Source organism: Oceanobacillus sojae, assembly GCF_900162665.1.
Lineage (GTDB): Bacteria > Bacillota > Bacilli > Bacillales > Amphibacillaceae > Oceanobacillus > Oceanobacillus sojae_A.
This window is the reverse complement of the sequence record NZ_LT727809.1, coordinates 344,235-359,618: the sequence shown is the minus strand read 5'-3', so window position 1 is coordinate 359,618 and position 15,384 is coordinate 344,235. Positions and strand designations below refer to the sequence as shown.

Here is a 15,384-nt window from a genome sequence, read left to right as displayed (position 1 = left end):
ATTAAGCACCTCCAAATAAAGCCATTAATTCCACCATCACACGATACATTGCCTCAAAAACATATTGTAATAAGCCTATGTAAAGTGCGAGAAAAACGAGGATTGCTGCAAAACTCACAAGAATTTTTATTGGCAAGCCGACAACAAATACATTCATTTGCGGCACTGTACGCGCCACAATTCCCAGAGCAACATCTACTAAAAACAAACAGCCTACAATTGGGATAGCAATTTGAAAAGCGATGAGGAACATTGTATTAAATGTTGTCAGTACAAGCTCAATAATGCTCTCCTCACCAAACGGGATAAACTGATCTAATGAAATATACGAAAAACTGTTCATCATTCCATTTAAAATCATATGATGCCCATCTACAGATAAAAGAAATAGTAACGCAATGATATAGAAGTACTGACCTGTCAATGGACTTTGGGCGCCCGTTTGCGGGTCTACAACATTGGCAATAGCAAAGCCCATTTGAAAATCAATAAAACCGCCGGCAACCTGAATAGCGGATACTAAAATAAATGCAATTAATCCAATACAAATACCAACAAGCGCTTCTTTCACCAGCAGGAATATATATAAATCATTCAAGGCAACATTACCGATGTCCACTGTAGAAACTAAAATGAATGTCAGGAAAAAACTGATTCCTATTTTAAATTGAACGGGAACTGACCGATAAGAGAATAAAGGCATAATAACAAAGAATGCCATAATACGGACAAAGATTAAGATGAATGCCGGAACAAGATTCCAGTTTATAATATCAATCATTCGTTCTACCCTATATATTGGTTAATATTCATATAAAGATTGGAAGTGAATTCAACGATTGTCGTTAACATCCATGGTCCGAAGAATACTAACCCAAGTAACACGGCTAAGATTTTTGGAATAAATGCCAATGTCTGTTCTTGAATTTGTGTTGTTGCCTGAAAAATACTTACAAGTAACCCGACTGCCAAGGCCAGCAGCAATAATGGGACAGTTATTAATAAAATTGTAAAAATCCCCCGTTCAGCCAGGGTTAATACCAATTCACTACTCATTGATTCTACTCCCTTCAATGAATCTCATCTAAAAACCACCGAGTAGTGACTGCGTAATCAAATACCAGCCATCCACCAATACAAACAATAATATCTTAAACGGCAATGAAATCATTACCGGCGGCAGCATCATCATCCCCATTGACATAAGAATACTTGCGACAGCCATGTCAATAATTAAAAATGGGATAAATATCATAAAGCCCATTTGAAATGCTGTTTTTAATTCACTGATTGCAAATGCAGGAACTAAGGTAGTTAAAGGGATATCCTGTACGGTTTCTGGAGGTTCTGCCTCTGTATAACGCATGAATAATTGCAAATCCTTCTGTCTCGTGTGCTGTGCCATAAATTCCTTTAACGGAACACTTGCATTATCATAAGCTTCATCCAAGGTAATCTCCTCGGCAAAAAGCGGCGACAAACCTTGTTCATAAACCTCTGAGAAAGTCGGAGCCATGATAAAGAAAGTCAAAAATAACGCAATACCAATGAGCACCTGATTTGGGGGCATTTGTTGCGTTGCTAAGGATGTACGTACAAATGATAATACAATAATAATCCGTGTAAAGCTGGTCATTAAAATTAAAATTCCCGGAGCCAGGGAAAAAATCGTCAATAACAGTAACAGCTTCACCGAAGTAGCTATGTTCGTTGGATCAGAGCCTGAAAAGATATCTATAAATTCATTCATTTAAATCGTCCTTATGCTTCTTAATGAGATCCTGGCGATTTTTGCGGATTGACTGAAGCTCCCTTGTGAGTAACTGATTAAAGGAACTGTCAGATGACTTATTCGTTTTTTCGTTTTTTCCTTTTGAAAAGAAGGATAAAGCATCCGGGTTCTTTTCTTCTGACTGACCAACCAACTGTTCAATTGTTTCAGGATCATCGATTTCCTCTAACAGCTCCACATTATCCCCAACACCAACAAGATAATATCTGTTTCCAACACGGATAATTTGCACAGATTTATTTGCTCCTACAGACACCCCGCCCACATTACGCAGGAGGCCGGGCTGCTGATTAAACCCATTTCTTTTTCCTAAAAGCTTTAATACAATATAGACTAAACCCAGCACTAGAGCCAGCCCAATAATTAACCGGACAATTTGCCAGCCCATTGATGTATTTGAAGAATCGTCTTCTACCAAAAACTCACTGTCATTTTCCAGAATACTGTCTTCTCCATTCGTATCCGGCTGCTCGTTATTTATATTTTGTTCTTCGTTACACTCCTCATTATTTTCAAGGCAGTCTAACACATTTGTTTCTGCGCTTATACTGACAGGGAGCAGCATAAAAAATAACATTCCCGCCCCCACTACATATATACGCCATGATTGCTTCTTCAATCTCGTCAACTCACTTTTTGAACATCCTATTTAAACACGCTATTTGGAGAGTAAATACACCCCGGTAATACCTATCCAAGTGCTTTTTGAATAGCTTCAATAACACGTTCTGCCTGGAATGGTTTAACAATAAAGTCTTTTGCTCCAGCCTGAATAGCATCAATAACCATAGCCTGCTGTCCCATTGCCGAACACATAATTACCTTTGCATCCGGATTTACCTGAAGAATTTCTTTTAAAGCTGCCAAGCCATCTTTTTCAGGCATTGTAATATCCATCGTCACTAAATCAGGTTGACTTTCTTTGTATTTTTCAACAGCTTCATTACCATCTTGTGCTTCCGCGACTACTTCAAAATCATTTTTTGTTAAAATATCCTTAATCATCATTCTCATAAAAGCTGCATCATCTACGATCAAAATCTTTTTGCTCATTTTTCTCTCTCCTCTTTATACTAATCTACTTTTTCAAATGTTGAATTCTATCTAACTGACTAACAATATCAGTTACACGCACACCGAAGTTTTCGTCGATAACAACGACTTCCCCTTCAGCTACTAATTTTTCATTGACAAGAATGTCTACAGGCTCTCCGGCGAGCTTATCTAATTCAATAATCGATCCTGCTCCAAGTTCTAAAATTTCTTTAATGGACTGCTTTGTTCTTCCCAGCTCAACAGTGACTTTTAGTGGAATATCCATTAACATATCTAAATTACGCTGTCCCTGACTGCTTAATGGAGGCTGTTGAAAGTCAGTAAAAGCTGCCTCCTGTATATTTGCTTCCTGCAGACTGCCATGTCTGCCCAAAATGTCATCATTTTTTCGCTGTACTGATTCTGTGCTTGCTGCCGCATGCCTGATAGACTCTTCCATTTGATTATTTTCCTGTTTTGGTGCTGAAGAAGAAATCGAGCTTGTATTTACACTTGTTTCAGGAATATCAGCCGATTTGTCTGCTGCTGCGTTTTCTGGTTTCTTTTCTGCCGGACTTTCTTCTGTCACAGCAGGTGCCGGATTCATTAACTGATGTACTAATTCTCTAGCAAAATCAATTGGAACAAGCTGCACCATATTAGAATCTATTAACTCTCCAATCATTAATTTGAAGAAGACTTTAACATAAACGTCATCCTCAAACAGACCTTCTTTCTTTTCATTTCCCAATCCATGAATAATTTGTGGAGGAGAAATATCAATTTTTTTATTAAATACTGTGGACATACTTGTAGCGGCAGCACCCATCATCTGGTTCATAGCCTCCTGAACTGCACTGAGGTGCATTTCGTTCAGCTCCTTGTCCGGATCTTTCCCATCACCGCCAAGCATAATATCAGCTATTACTGCTGCATCTTCTGATTTAATGAAAAAAACATTATTGCCAGTAAAGCCTTCTATGTAATTCACTTGAACACTTACAGGTTTAAATGTAACTTCTTTTTCTAATTCAGCCTTTTTAATCGTCGTGACAGCTGGTGTTGTAATCTCTACCTTTTGGTTTAATAGTGTAGACAGCGTTGTAGCAGAGCTTCCAAAGGAAATATTTCCAATCTCCCCCAGTGCGTCTTTTTCTATACTCGTCAGGAAGTCTTCCTCACCCGTCTGCTCCTGCTGATTTTCTTCCTCTTTATCTTCTGATACATTAAGCAGTGCATCAATTTCTTCCTGCGACAGCTTACCATCATTCATCATTTTCCATCACCCCATTCAGTTCCTCTAATACTTGAACAGACATTTTATGCCGATACTTACCTGGCTGCACCAGAAACTTAAACTCATCGTTCACAGCCATCTTCAACGGTGAATCAATCGCCTGATCTAATGCAATCACATCCCCGGCAGAGAATTTCAAAAATTCATCAATATTAATTGTTGCTTCACCAAGGATTGCTTTGACTTCAACGTCCGTATTTTGAAGATACTGCGACATTCTTTGCAGACTTTTTTCATCTTTATTTTTATTCGTCTGCATCCAATAGTGCGCGGAAAGCTTCGGTATAATTGGTTCCAAAATAATATGTGGAATACATATATTAATCATACCGGATACCTCTCCAATCATAGCTGTTAAAGAAACAACAACTACCGTTTCAGTTGGAGCAACTATTTGCATAAATTGGGGATTCTCTTCAAATTCTTCTAAAACCGGTTCAATATCTGCAACAGATGACCAAGCATTTTTCAAGCTGTCTTCTGCCTTCTCAAACAATTGTGTGAGCAAAAGCTTTTCAATTTCTGTCAGACTGCTTTTTTTTGAATCAACGGAACCCTTTCCTCCCAGGAGTCTCTCTAATAATGCGAAAGCCACATTAGGATTGATTTCCATAATCAGATTTCCATCTAATGGCTGCAAACTATAAATATTAAGGACTGTCCGTCTTGGTACCGAGCGTATAAATTCCTCATAAGGCACCTGATCAACAGAGGTAACATTAATATTTACATAGGTTCGGAGCTGCGTAGCAAAAAACGTTGTAAGCAATCTTGCATAGTTTTCGTGCAGTCTTGAAATGCTGCGTATCTGGTCTTTGGAAAAACGTAATGCTCTCTTAAAATCATATACACGAATACGTTTTTCGTCTTCTTCCTTTTTCAACTCTTCTGCATCCATTTCCCCTGATGTTATCGCTGAAAGCAAAGCATCAATTTCATTTTGTGACAATACCTCATCCATAAAATCTGGTCACCTCCTAGCATCATATAATCTATTGAAGTATCTTTTTAATGGTATATACGTCGGTAACCGTTCCTTCTGTCATCATCTCATTTAAATTCGTTTTCAGTGTCTCCTCCAGATCATCGAGACCTGTCTGGAAGTCTTCCTCTTCCATCACGGCCAATTCCTTAATTAATAAATTGGTAATTTGGAAGTCTCTTTTTTCTAATTCTTCCATTGCTTTTTTATCATCTGTAATTACCTGAAATTGAACCTGCACATACCTGTCATCCTTAATATCTGTTGTTACTTCCGGTGTTTCATAAGAATGGCTGACCATATCATCAATAGATTGCTCGCCGGACGCTTCTTCCGGTTCATTTACATAGATGACAATAATAAGTGTAGCTACAACGCCGACAAGTATTGTAATAAGTGCCGTGACAGCTACTTTCAATATTTTACTCATCTTTTTCACCTGCCTTTAAAGGGAGAGCAGGAAACCCAATCTGGTGATAAAAGGCTGTTACCTTTTCGATAATTTCTTCTTCACTTTCTTTTACAAATACTTTTTTTCCATTTAACAAAGAAATACTTGTATCTGCATGGGCCTGAACCTGCTCAATCATTATTGCATTAAGAACAAAAGGTTCATTATTTAATCGGGTCAGTCGAATCATGATTTATCGGGACTAACCTGAGCCTGTCAGCTCATGTTAGTCCCTTCCTCCCTTGCTTATCGTTTTAGATTAACAAGCTCCTGTAAAATTTCATCAGATGTTGTAATTATTCTGGTATTCGCCTGGAATGAACGCTGCGCTGTAATCATTTCCGTGAATTCTTCGGATAAGTCTACGTTGGACATTTCAAGAGCACCTGTTCTGAGTGTTCCAGCACCATCTTCTCCAGGAGTATAGTATCCATCTCCGTCAGTTTCCATTAATCCGGAGTTATTCGTTGCTAAGTAAAGGTTGCCTCCGACCTTCTCCAGTCCGGCTGGATTAGAAAAACGGGCAACTCCTATGTTTCCAGCCGCTATTGGCTGTCCGCCAGCTTCAGCAATATAAGTTACAGAACCATCATTTTGAACTGTGAAGTCCTGTGAACCAGGCGGAATTTGAATAGCTTCTCCATCTGTACCTAATAAATAAAGTCCATCCGCATTAATAATAAATCCATCATCATTAAAGCTGAAGTTTCCAGAGCGTGTATAGTATCTCTCATCATTAACATTTACTCCGTCATCACCATCAACACTGCCGCCGCCTAAAACAAACATGCCATCACCATCAATTAAAAAGTCTAATGGGTTATTTGTAGTTTGTGTAAAACCCTGTGTATGAATATTATTAATCGATCCCTGCTGCGAACCGAGACCTACCTGCTTTGCATTAACACCGCCACGGTTTCCTGTTGACCCTTGTGCACTCGACGTTGTCTGACTCAGCATATCCTGAAAATTGATATTTGCTTTTTTATAGCCTGTTGTATTAACGTTAGCAATATTATTTCCGATAATATCTAATTTTGTCTGTGAATTTTTCATTCCTGAAATACCTGCATACATTGAACGTAACATGATTATTTCCCCTTTTTTTCTTTTAATTTGACCGCTTCTGTCATTCCGCGGCTACAGGCTTCCCATAAAGGGTCCGGCCTTTTTGAATTTATAATAGAATCGTTCCATCAATATTGGTAAATACTTTTTTATCCGCCTCAGCTTGATTCAGTGCAGTAATCACTGTATTGTTTTTCACACTGACCACCATCGCGCTTCCGTCAACAACAACTAAAGCGTCCTTAACGCCCTTTTGCTTAGCTTCTTTTACTTTCTCTTGAATGGATTCCCATTCCTTGTTACTAAATTGAATATTTCTCTCCCGCATGCGATAAGCTGCATGCTTGCTGACAGTCAGTCCTTGCTGCTGTTGAAGAATATCTCCAAAGGAAACATTTCCTTTTTTGGGTGCCGCTTTTTTTATATATTGCTCCTGTGATATAGCTGGTACGATTGGTTGAATTGGGCGAACCATTATTCTTCTCCCTCCTCATTATCAGAAGGGTCTGTTACATTATTTTCTGATTCATCATCTGTTTCCTGCCCTGATGTTCCTACTTCAATAACTGTATCAGCATAGATTTTCTCACCGTTTTCTAAATGGAAAACAGCCCATCCATCCTGCTGCGAAACAGAAACAACTTTACTTGATTCAATCCCTTTTTCTCTTCCTGTTTCCTCGTCAAATGTTCTGTAATTCACTGTTTCGCCAATCATATGGCTATACTGGATAGCTGGAGAAACAAGCTGATTATTAACCAGAAGCTCCATCGATTTTGACATATTCATCATTTGTTCCAAGGATGAAAAAGTTGCCATTTGCGCTATAAACTCACCTTCATCCATGGTGTTCATCGGATTCTGGTTTTGCATCTGTGCAACCAATAATTTTAAAAATTCATCTTTTCCTAATTCAGACAAAGGTGCCCTTTGCGTCGATTGATTACTTAAATATAAAGATGGATCTATGGAAGTAATTGTTGTCACCGCCTTTCAAAAATGGTTAAGAGCCATTACAAACTGGTTTTACTCTGTATCTGTTCTTCTTCATTTTGAGATAAGAGCTTCTCCATAAACGATTCAAATGACTCTGTTTCAGAATATTGCTCCTGTTCATTTGACTCGGAAGACTCTTCATAATGATCTGCCTGCTGCTGGTCATTTGGATTTTCTTTCGAGTTTTTGGACGCATCTGTTCCGTTGAAAAGCATTACATTATCCTGCTTTTCAATGGTTACCTGATGCGGAGAAAATACATTTCTCAGCTGATGCAGATTAGATTCCAACACTTCCTTCACAGCTTTAGAAGATACAAGCATCTGTACTGTCAACTCTCCATTTGTCTGAACAAAACGGATTGTCATATCGCCTAAATTATCCGGCCTTAATTGAATTGATATCGGATTTTGTCCCCGTACAAAGCTGTACAGGCGCTGACTTTGCACAAGACTTTCGATTTTATCAATCAGTTCTTTGCCTGATAAAGCCTTTGTTAAATCTGTTTGTCCCATATTGACAATAAATTGCTCTACCCTTGAGATAGGCAGGCTCTCTTGCTTAAAAACAGCTGGCGATGCATCTTGAAAAGAAGTTTGCAGCCAGGCCGCTATTTTAGGCTCTGTACGCTGTGCAGATTCGGTCACTGTTTTTACCGATTGAGCCTCTGTCTGGTCTGCGAAATTCACATCGCTGTTCTGCTTGATAACTCCTGGAGATACCTCTTTAAAGACAGATTGCAGCCATGTTGCTATTCTCGCTTCTGCACGCTGTGATCCTTCTGCAGCTAATTTAAGTTTAGCTGCTTCCAGCGGTTGAACCAGCATTTCTTCTGACGGCTTCCAATCTTGCAATTGTTTCATTATTTGCTTTGCTGCCTGCTCTGCAATAGCAGGATCCGCTTTTTGCATCTGCCGGCTTATGACATCTATTAATTGCTGTATTCTTGCTTGCAGGTCCTCCTGACTACTACCCTCAGCCGGTTGGACCTCCGTTTGTTCAGCGCTAACCCTTATATCCTTCAGCAATTGTTCTTCTATTAAACCTGACTCAATAAATAAATCAGCTATCTGCTTCAGCATTTTCCCTGCTGTAGCGGAATCAGCTCTTAATATGAATTGGTTTAAATCCTGCAAGGCTTTATTTACCTCTATTGCTTGAGGATTTGTTTCTGTTTCTTCCGGCAACTTAGCATCCAGCAATTGATAGGCCATCTGGTTTACTGTCTGTCCAAAAATGAATGAGTCAGCTCTTTGCATGTACTGCTGAATGTCGTCCAGAGCTTCTTTCTTATCCATATGAGTATTTTCTTGGAAAAACTGATCCCAATCCTGCTTTAGTTTTGCTAACAGACTGGCCGTATCATCTATAGCTCCCATTTCATCTATACCTTGCAACAGGTTTACTATTTCATTGTAAATATCTGCAGCTCCCTGTAAATCTTCTTTCGTTTCTAAAGCCAGCTCGTCATTGTCATTCATAGAAACTCCTTGTTGGGAAGATAAGCTTTGCATTACTAATGTAAGTATTTCTTCTTGCAAGCTATCATTTTCTTGCAAAATATCGAGTACTTCATCTGGCAATAGCTTCTTCAGCTGTTGGTACGCTTTATCCAGCTGATTCTTCTTATTTTCTTGCATTGGGACTGATATATCGCCGGATGCTGGTACTGATTGCCGTAATAATAAATCACGGAAACCCGAATTCTGGTTCATGCCCTGTCCGGTATGCATCTTCTGATTGGAAAGCATAAAGTCAGGCATACTTAATATCATCGGATTCATTTATTCACCTCCCTTCAAATTTTTATAAACAAAGAAAACCTATGATTCTAACATAAAATCATATTTATTAAGGAACAGCTACGTCCAGCTCAATCAACATTTTGGTATAGGTTGTTGCTGCTTCCACTTCCATTTTCTGCAAAATATCACCGCGATCATCCGTTGACATTTCCTCTAAAATATCAACAGCTAAATCATCTTCTAAATTTTCGAGGATAGCGGCTGCTTCTTTACTTTTCATACCTTCCAGCGTTTTCGTCATAGAACTTTTTTCTGAAGCATTTGCCTGCCCTTGCGGCTGTTCACCCTCTTGCTCTCCATCCGCATTTTCTTCTGCATCAGCACTTGCTGTTTCTTCCAGTTCATCCTGCAAACTGCTGATCTGGTTTTCCAGCTCAGTGATGCTATCCTCAAGACCCTGGATTTGTTCATCCTTATTATCTATGATCTTATCTTTGCTTTCTAACTGATTCTGTAATGCCTCCATGTCATTAGAAGCGTTTTTTTTCTCATCCTCTATGAACATTTCTCCAACAACGGGAATAGATTTCCCCTGCTCCTTCAGCCAATCCAATGTATTAAACCCTGCAATATGTAAAACAAAAACAACAATGACAGACAGGATAAAGAGTGGCATAGCAATTAAAAACAGCTTCATGAAGATACCACCTGAAGACTTTTGAACTTCTGATTCGTTTTGTTTTTTATTCTTCATCTATTTCACCTTTGCTTTTGTCTCAGATACTGTTGCATTGACATTTCATCCATAAAGCTGGCTTCCTGTCTCCTTACAATTGCTTGAGCTTCTTCTTTTTTCAATTCAATAATCTTGTCATATTTTTTATACTCAATATAAGCTTCAGATAATTTGCTTTGTTTCTTATTCATATCGTTTCTTGCTCTTTGAACTAAAAGCTGGACAGTTTGAATTTGATTTGTCAGTTTCTCAATATAAGCAGACTGTTCTTTTATTTTCTCAATCGATGTAGATGCTTGAATCGCATTTTCAAAGGAATTCTCTGCAACTTCTTTTTTCTGTAATAAATTGTACAGCTCCGTAGCAATCTTTTCGAACGTTTCTTGTGATTGTGCATAAGCCTTCTGGGCTATTTGCTTCTCATTATCATGTATATCTCTTATCTTTGCTAAACTGGATATTCCAGCCATAAAAACAACTCCTTTATTCAACCAGGTTTCTCATCATTTGAACGGTTTCTTCAAGGCTTACCTGCTCATACACCCCTTGTTTTAAAAAAGAAACAATTTTGGGATAAGATGCAACAGCTAAGTCTACCTCAGGATTTGTTCCTTTTTTATATGCGCCAATAGAGATTAACTCATTATTTTCTTCATACGTTGCAAGAAGCGTTCTTAAACCTGTCGCTATCCGTTTATGTTCATCTGTTGCGATAACATTCATCACCCTGCTGATTGATTTCAAAACATTGATTGCGGGATATTGGCCTCTTTCTGCAATTTTACGGTCCAGAACAATGTGACCATCAAGAATACCTCTTACTGCATCAGCAATCGGTTCATTCATATCATCTCCATCAACCAGAACTGTATAAAATCCAGTTATCGAACCCTTTTCATCTGTTCCGGCCCGCTCTAAAAGCTTTGGCAGAATAGAGAATACGCTTGGCGTGTATCCTTTTGTTGTCGGCGGCTCACCCACCGCTAAACCAATTTCTCTCTGAGCCATAGCAACCCGTGTAACAGAATCCATCATTAAATTCACATTAAACCCTTGTTCTCTGAAATATTCACTGATAGCAGTCGCTGTGTATGCTCCCCGAATTCGCATGAGCGCGGGCTGATCAGAGGTTGCTGCAACAATAATGGACTTTTTCAATCCTTCTTCGCCTAAATCATGCTCAATAAATTCCCGGACCTCTCTGCCCCGTTCTCCAATCAGTGCAATAACATTCACATCCGCATTACTATTCCTTGCAATCATTCCTAATAGTGTACTTTTTCCGACACCGCTCCCGGCAAACAGACCGACACGCTGACCGATTCCCATTGACAAAAAACCGTCGATAGCCCGCACGCCAATTTGTAATGGCTGTCTGATCGTCGGACGGGAAAGCGGATTAGGAGGCTTTCTCTCCGTCTGATATCTTGTTAAGCCTTTCGGTAATGATTCCGAATCAGACAGCGGCTTTCCCAAAGGATCTAATACATGACCAATCAGACTTCTTCCTGCCTTCACCATTAATGGATTACCGGTAGCTTCCACTAAACAGCCGGAGCCAACTTCATTGACTTCCCGATAGGGCATCAAAATAATCTTTTCGTTTTGGAAGCCTACTACTTCTGCTAAAATGAGATTTTCATCGTTTGTACTGGTATGTATGTAACAAACCTCACCAATATTTGCTGCCGGCCCCTCTGATTCAATCATTAACCCTACTACACGAACAACTTTTCCAAATCGCTTGTATGAATCCGTTTTTTCAATTACTGAAATGAGTGCCTCCGTATTCATTGTGCACCCTCCATAACATAGTCCATTAATGCCTCTCTTATTTTTTGCAGCTGTGTATTGACACTTGTTTCCATCTGTCCATGAGGGTGTTGAATAATACAGTCTGTTGACTGGATATGTGGATCTGCATGAATAGACAGCTTTGTATCGTCCCCTGTCAGACGCTGCAGTTCTTCCTGATGCGAATGAACCTCTTCATAATAATCCGGATGAACAATAATTGTAATAGATGGCTGAGACTTTACATCCTCAATAGCAGCCTGGATTAGTTTCATAATATAATCCGGTTTTTCCTTTAATTCCTGATGCAGAATTTTATTTGCAACGGTCATGGATATCTCCACGATGCTTTCTGTTTGCTTTTCTAATGTTTGATGGTAGTCCTCTTTTGCTATATCAATGATATGATTAGCTTTATTCAGCTGGCTTTCAAACTGCTGAAAAGCCTCTTGTTTCCCATCCTCATATCCTTTTTGAAACCCTTGCTGCTGTGCTTCTTCAATTAACTTTTGTTTTTCTTCTTCCCACCTGCTGCGGGCTTCTTTTATCTGGTTGTCCGCTTCTTCAATCCGTTTTTCCTGCTGTTCTTCAATAGAGGCTAACTCCTGTTTTTGTAATAAAATGGTTTCAGATAACTGCTGATGCACTTTATTTGCATCCTCTTTATGCGTATCTGCCGGAGGAATAATGGATTCAATCGGTTTAATCGATATTTGTTTTTTATAACTAGACAATAATATCGTCTCCTCCGCCTCGCGCGATAACAATTTCTCCTTTTTCTTCCAGACCACGTATGACATTGACAATTCGTGTTTGCGCCTCTTCTACATCTTTCAGACGCACCGGTCCCATATATTCCATTTCCTCTTTAAAAGTGGTTACCATTCGTTCAGACATATTATTAAAGACAATATCCTTCACCTCATTGCTGGCAACTTTAAGGGCTAATCGTAAATCATCATTATCCACTTCTCTGATAACGCGCTGAATGGCCCGATTATCCAATGTAACAATATCTTCAAATACAAACATTCTTTTCTTAATTTCTTCTGCTAAATCCGGATCCTGAGACTCTAGAGCATCTAAAATTGTTTTCTCCGTTGCACGGTCTACTCCATTAAGCACCTCTACCACCGTTTGAATACCGCCAGTCTGTGTATAATCCTCAGTCATAGAAGAAGATATATTTTTTTCCAACACCTGCTCTATCTGACTGATAATCTCTGGTGATGTTGAATCCATTGTAGCGATTCTGCGTGCCACATCTGCCTGCACATTTTTAGGCAGGGCGGAAAGGATTTGACCGCTTTGCTCAGCATCTAAATAGGAAAGGATAAGCGCAATGGTTTGCGGATGTTCTCCTTGAATATAATTCAAAACCTGCTGCGGGTCTGCCTTTCTGGCAAAATCAAATGGTCTTACCTGCAAGGAAGAGGTCAGACGATTGATAATGCTCGATGCCTCCTGCTTCCCGAATGCCTTTTCCAAAACTGTTTTGGCGTATCCTATACCTCCTTGAGAGATATAATCCTGTGCAACTGCAATCTGATGAAATTGCTCTAATATATCTTCTTTTAAATGTGAGTCTACCTTTTTAACAGAGGAAATATCTAAGCTGAGCTTCTCAATTTCTTCTTCTGATAAATACTTATACACTTGTGCTGATACATCCGGACCTAATGAGATTAAGAGAATGGCTGCTTTTTGTCTTCCTGTGAGTGTATTTTTTCTTGCCATAAATAAAACCTCCTAGTCTTCATTCATCCAGCTGCGTAATAATTTCGCAAATTCTTCTGGTTTTTCATTTGCAATTTTCTCAAGCTGTTTTCTCCTGATAACTTCTTCTGTATCTTTTGTGGTAGCAAGATCAGGAATAACCGGTTCCTCGTTATTGGATACAGATGTTAATGGCCGTTCTTCCTGTATTTCCTCTTCCATCCATTCTTCCTCAGTACGATTTCTTCTGAGCATAACGATTAAAATAACTATGACAATGAGTAATATTCCGCCGGCAATATACAGCCATAAAGGAATTCCTGCTCCAGATGGTTCTTCCTGTTCTCCGGCAGAAGCGCTGAACTCCTGGAAAACAATCGATGTATTAGCAATAGTATCTTCATCCTGTAAGTCGCCATCAACCGATGTTTCAATGATAGAATTCAAAATGGATTCGACACCTTGTTGAACATCTGTCTGTTCCTGCTGATTTAAAAATTCTGTTTCTCCATCTGTAGCTTGTCTTGCGCTGTTAACCGCAACCTGTATACCAAGGTCTCTGACTTGGTAAGGACTTTCTACTATCTCACGACGGATACGATTAAACTCATAATTAATGGTTTCTTTATCTAATTCGTATTCACCATCATCACCATCACCGGCAGGGAAATTAGCAACATCTTCTTCTCCGGTGCCCACAACATCATCCGGGCTTCCTTGACCTGCATAAGACTCCTGAATCGTTTCTAAGCTGACAGGAATGCCTTCCATAGCTTCTAAATCGACAGGCTCTACCAAGTCTTCTGTCCGGTTCTCCTGTGAAAAATCGATATCTGCAGTAACAGAAACAACAATATTTTCATTTCCTAACATGGTACCGAGCATTTGCTGTAATCTTCGTTGAATATCCCGCTCTACATCTTTCTTAATAGATTGCTGATTTGAATATGTATCCTGCCCTCCGGCAAATTGTGTATCCTGATCATAGTATTCAAAGTACTGGTTCATAATGATAATATCTTCCGGATCTAAATTAGGAACTGCCTTTGATACCAGATGATAAAGTCCTTCTACCTGATTCCCTTCAAATTGATATCCCGGCTGTGTATGCAGCATAATAGCAACACTTGCTTCTCCTGATGACTCATCAGCAAATACAGGCTGCTCCGGCATGTTAATCATGACATTTGCATCTTGGATGCCGTCAATACCGGAAATCAAATTTCCAAGCTCCGTTTGCATCGCATCCAGTTTCATCACACTAAATTCATTCTCTGTAATACCCCAGGAGGCATTCTCGCTAAAAAATGAATAATCTATACTTCCACTGCTTGGAAGACCCATAGAGGCAAACTCCAACAATAACGAATCAACCTGCTCCTCAGGAACCAGAATAGATGTCCCGCCATTTTCGAGCTCATATGGAACAGCCCTTGTATCCAGCTCACCTGTAATCTGACCAGCCTCCTGGAGGGATAAATTATTATACAAAGGAACATATTTCGTATTTGTAGTAAAGAAAACCATCGCTGCGATCAGCATAATGATCAGAACTGCTCCACCAATCATGGTTCCTTTTTGCCCCTTAGATCTGGACTTCCAAAAAGTAAAAGTGGATTCTCTCCATCTCTGTAATCTCTCTTTCATATACACTACCCTCACTAAATTCAAAAAACTGTAATCTTTATTCTTATTAAAGACGTGCGGCCCCTAAAGCACCAATCATTTTTAATATTGTTACTAAACGCAATTTTCCGGCAGGGAGTACCCCG

The 15,384-nt window shown here is 39.3% G+C and carries 19 protein-coding genes; all 19 read right to left on the bottom strand.

Annotation, left to right across the window (positions count from 1 at the left end; genetic code table 11):
* Position 1: 1 nt before the first annotated feature.
* The gene (gene fliR / locus BN1068_RS02060; protein WP_077601178.1) at positions 2-781 is read right to left on the bottom strand and encodes a flagellar biosynthetic protein FliR; all 780 of its coding nucleotides are present in this window, start codon (positions 779-781) and stop codon (positions 2-4) included.
* Between the two features lie 5 nt (positions 782-786).
* Positions 787-1,056 carry a flagellar biosynthesis protein FliQ gene (fliQ, locus tag BN1068_RS02055; protein ID WP_040980134.1) on the bottom strand — a complete coding sequence of 90 codons (270 nt, stop codon included), beginning with the start codon at positions 1,054-1,056 and terminating at the stop codon, positions 787-789.
* Positions 1,057-1,084: 28 nt separating this feature from the next.
* The gene (gene fliP, locus BN1068_RS02050) at positions 1,085-1,750 is read right to left on the bottom strand and encodes a flagellar type III secretion system pore protein FliP (RefSeq protein ID WP_077601177.1); all 666 of its coding nucleotides are present in this window, start codon (positions 1,748-1,750) and stop codon (positions 1,085-1,087) included.
* The gene (gene fliO, locus BN1068_RS02045; RefSeq protein ID WP_077601176.1) at positions 1,743-2,369 is read right to left on the bottom strand and encodes a flagellar biosynthetic protein FliO; all 627 of its coding nucleotides are present in this window, start codon (positions 2,367-2,369) and stop codon (positions 1,743-1,745) included. Before fliO ends, fliP begins: the two co-directional genes overlap by 8 nt.
* A 113-nt stretch (positions 2,370-2,482) precedes the next feature.
* Positions 2,483-2,845, bottom strand: coding sequence for a response regulator (locus BN1068_RS02040; protein WP_077601175.1), 363 nt, complete (start codon positions 2,843-2,845; stop codon positions 2,483-2,485).
* Between the two features lie 25 nt (positions 2,846-2,870).
* Complete coding sequence (gene fliY, locus BN1068_RS02035) at positions 2,871-4,103, bottom strand: flagellar motor switch phosphatase FliY (RefSeq protein WP_077601174.1); 1,233 nt, start codon at positions 4,101-4,103, stop codon at positions 2,871-2,873.
* Positions 4,093-5,085, bottom strand: a complete 993-nt coding sequence (gene fliM / locus BN1068_RS02030) for a flagellar motor switch protein FliM (RefSeq protein ID WP_077601173.1) — start codon at positions 5,083-5,085, stop codon at positions 4,093-4,095. The genes fliY and fliM overlap by 11 nt, the downstream gene beginning before the upstream one ends.
* A gap of 31 nt (positions 5,086-5,116) precedes the next feature.
* Positions 5,117-5,536, bottom strand: a complete 420-nt coding sequence (gene fliL / locus BN1068_RS02025; protein WP_077601172.1) for a flagellar basal body-associated protein FliL — start codon at positions 5,534-5,536, stop codon at positions 5,117-5,119.
* Positions 5,529-5,747 (bottom strand): flagellar FlbD family protein, encoded by a 219-nt coding sequence (locus tag BN1068_RS02020; RefSeq protein WP_077601171.1) that lies wholly within the window; start codon positions 5,745-5,747, stop codon positions 5,529-5,531. The genes fliL and BN1068_RS02020 overlap by 8 nt, the downstream gene beginning before the upstream one ends.
* Before the next feature lie 56 nt (positions 5,748-5,803).
* Positions 5,804-6,646: a flagellar basal body rod protein FlgG gene (flgG, locus tag BN1068_RS02015; RefSeq protein WP_077601170.1), complete on the bottom strand. Its 843-nt coding sequence runs from the start codon at positions 6,644-6,646 to the stop codon at positions 5,804-5,806.
* Positions 6,647-6,734: 88 nt separating this feature from the next.
* Positions 6,735-7,100, bottom strand: coding sequence for a TIGR02530 family flagellar biosynthesis protein (locus BN1068_RS02010; RefSeq protein WP_077601169.1), 366 nt, complete (start codon positions 7,098-7,100; stop codon positions 6,735-6,737).
* The gene (gene flgD, locus BN1068_RS02005) at positions 7,100-7,612 is read right to left on the bottom strand and encodes a flagellar hook assembly protein FlgD (RefSeq protein ID WP_368483265.1); all 513 of its coding nucleotides are present in this window, start codon (positions 7,610-7,612) and stop codon (positions 7,100-7,102) included. The genes BN1068_RS02010 and flgD overlap by 1 nt, the downstream gene beginning before the upstream one ends.
* 26 nt (positions 7,613-7,638) lie before the next feature.
* On the bottom strand, positions 7,639-9,405 hold the full coding sequence (locus BN1068_RS02000) for a flagellar hook-length control protein FliK (protein WP_077601168.1): 1,767 nt from the start codon (positions 9,403-9,405) through the stop codon (positions 7,639-7,641).
* Positions 9,406-9,472: 67 nt separating this feature from the next.
* Complete coding sequence (locus BN1068_RS01995; RefSeq protein ID WP_077601167.1) at positions 9,473-10,120, bottom strand: MotE family protein; 648 nt, start codon at positions 10,118-10,120, stop codon at positions 9,473-9,475.
* Between the two features lie 5 nt (positions 10,121-10,125).
* Positions 10,126-10,572: a flagellar export protein FliJ gene (fliJ, locus tag BN1068_RS01990; protein WP_077601166.1), complete on the bottom strand. Its 447-nt coding sequence runs from the start codon at positions 10,570-10,572 to the stop codon at positions 10,126-10,128.
* A gap of 13 nt (positions 10,573-10,585) precedes the next feature.
* The gene (gene fliI, locus BN1068_RS01985) at positions 10,586-11,896 is read right to left on the bottom strand and encodes a flagellar protein export ATPase FliI (protein ID WP_077601165.1); all 1,311 of its coding nucleotides are present in this window, start codon (positions 11,894-11,896) and stop codon (positions 10,586-10,588) included.
* Positions 11,893-12,630, bottom strand: coding sequence for a flagellar assembly protein FliH (gene fliH, locus BN1068_RS01980; RefSeq protein ID WP_175637038.1), 738 nt, complete (start codon positions 12,628-12,630; stop codon positions 11,893-11,895). Before fliH ends, fliI begins: the two co-directional genes overlap by 4 nt.
* Positions 12,623-13,633 carry a flagellar motor switch protein FliG gene (gene fliG / locus BN1068_RS01975; RefSeq protein WP_077601163.1) on the bottom strand — a complete coding sequence of 337 codons (1,011 nt, stop codon included), beginning with the start codon at positions 13,631-13,633 and terminating at the stop codon, positions 12,623-12,625. Before fliG ends, fliH begins: the two co-directional genes overlap by 8 nt.
* Before the next feature lie 12 nt (positions 13,634-13,645).
* Positions 13,646-15,259 (bottom strand): flagellar basal-body MS-ring/collar protein FliF, encoded by a 1,614-nt coding sequence (fliF, locus tag BN1068_RS01970; RefSeq protein ID WP_077601162.1) that lies wholly within the window; start codon positions 15,257-15,259, stop codon positions 13,646-13,648.
* Between the last annotated feature and the right edge of the window lie 125 nt (positions 15,260-15,384).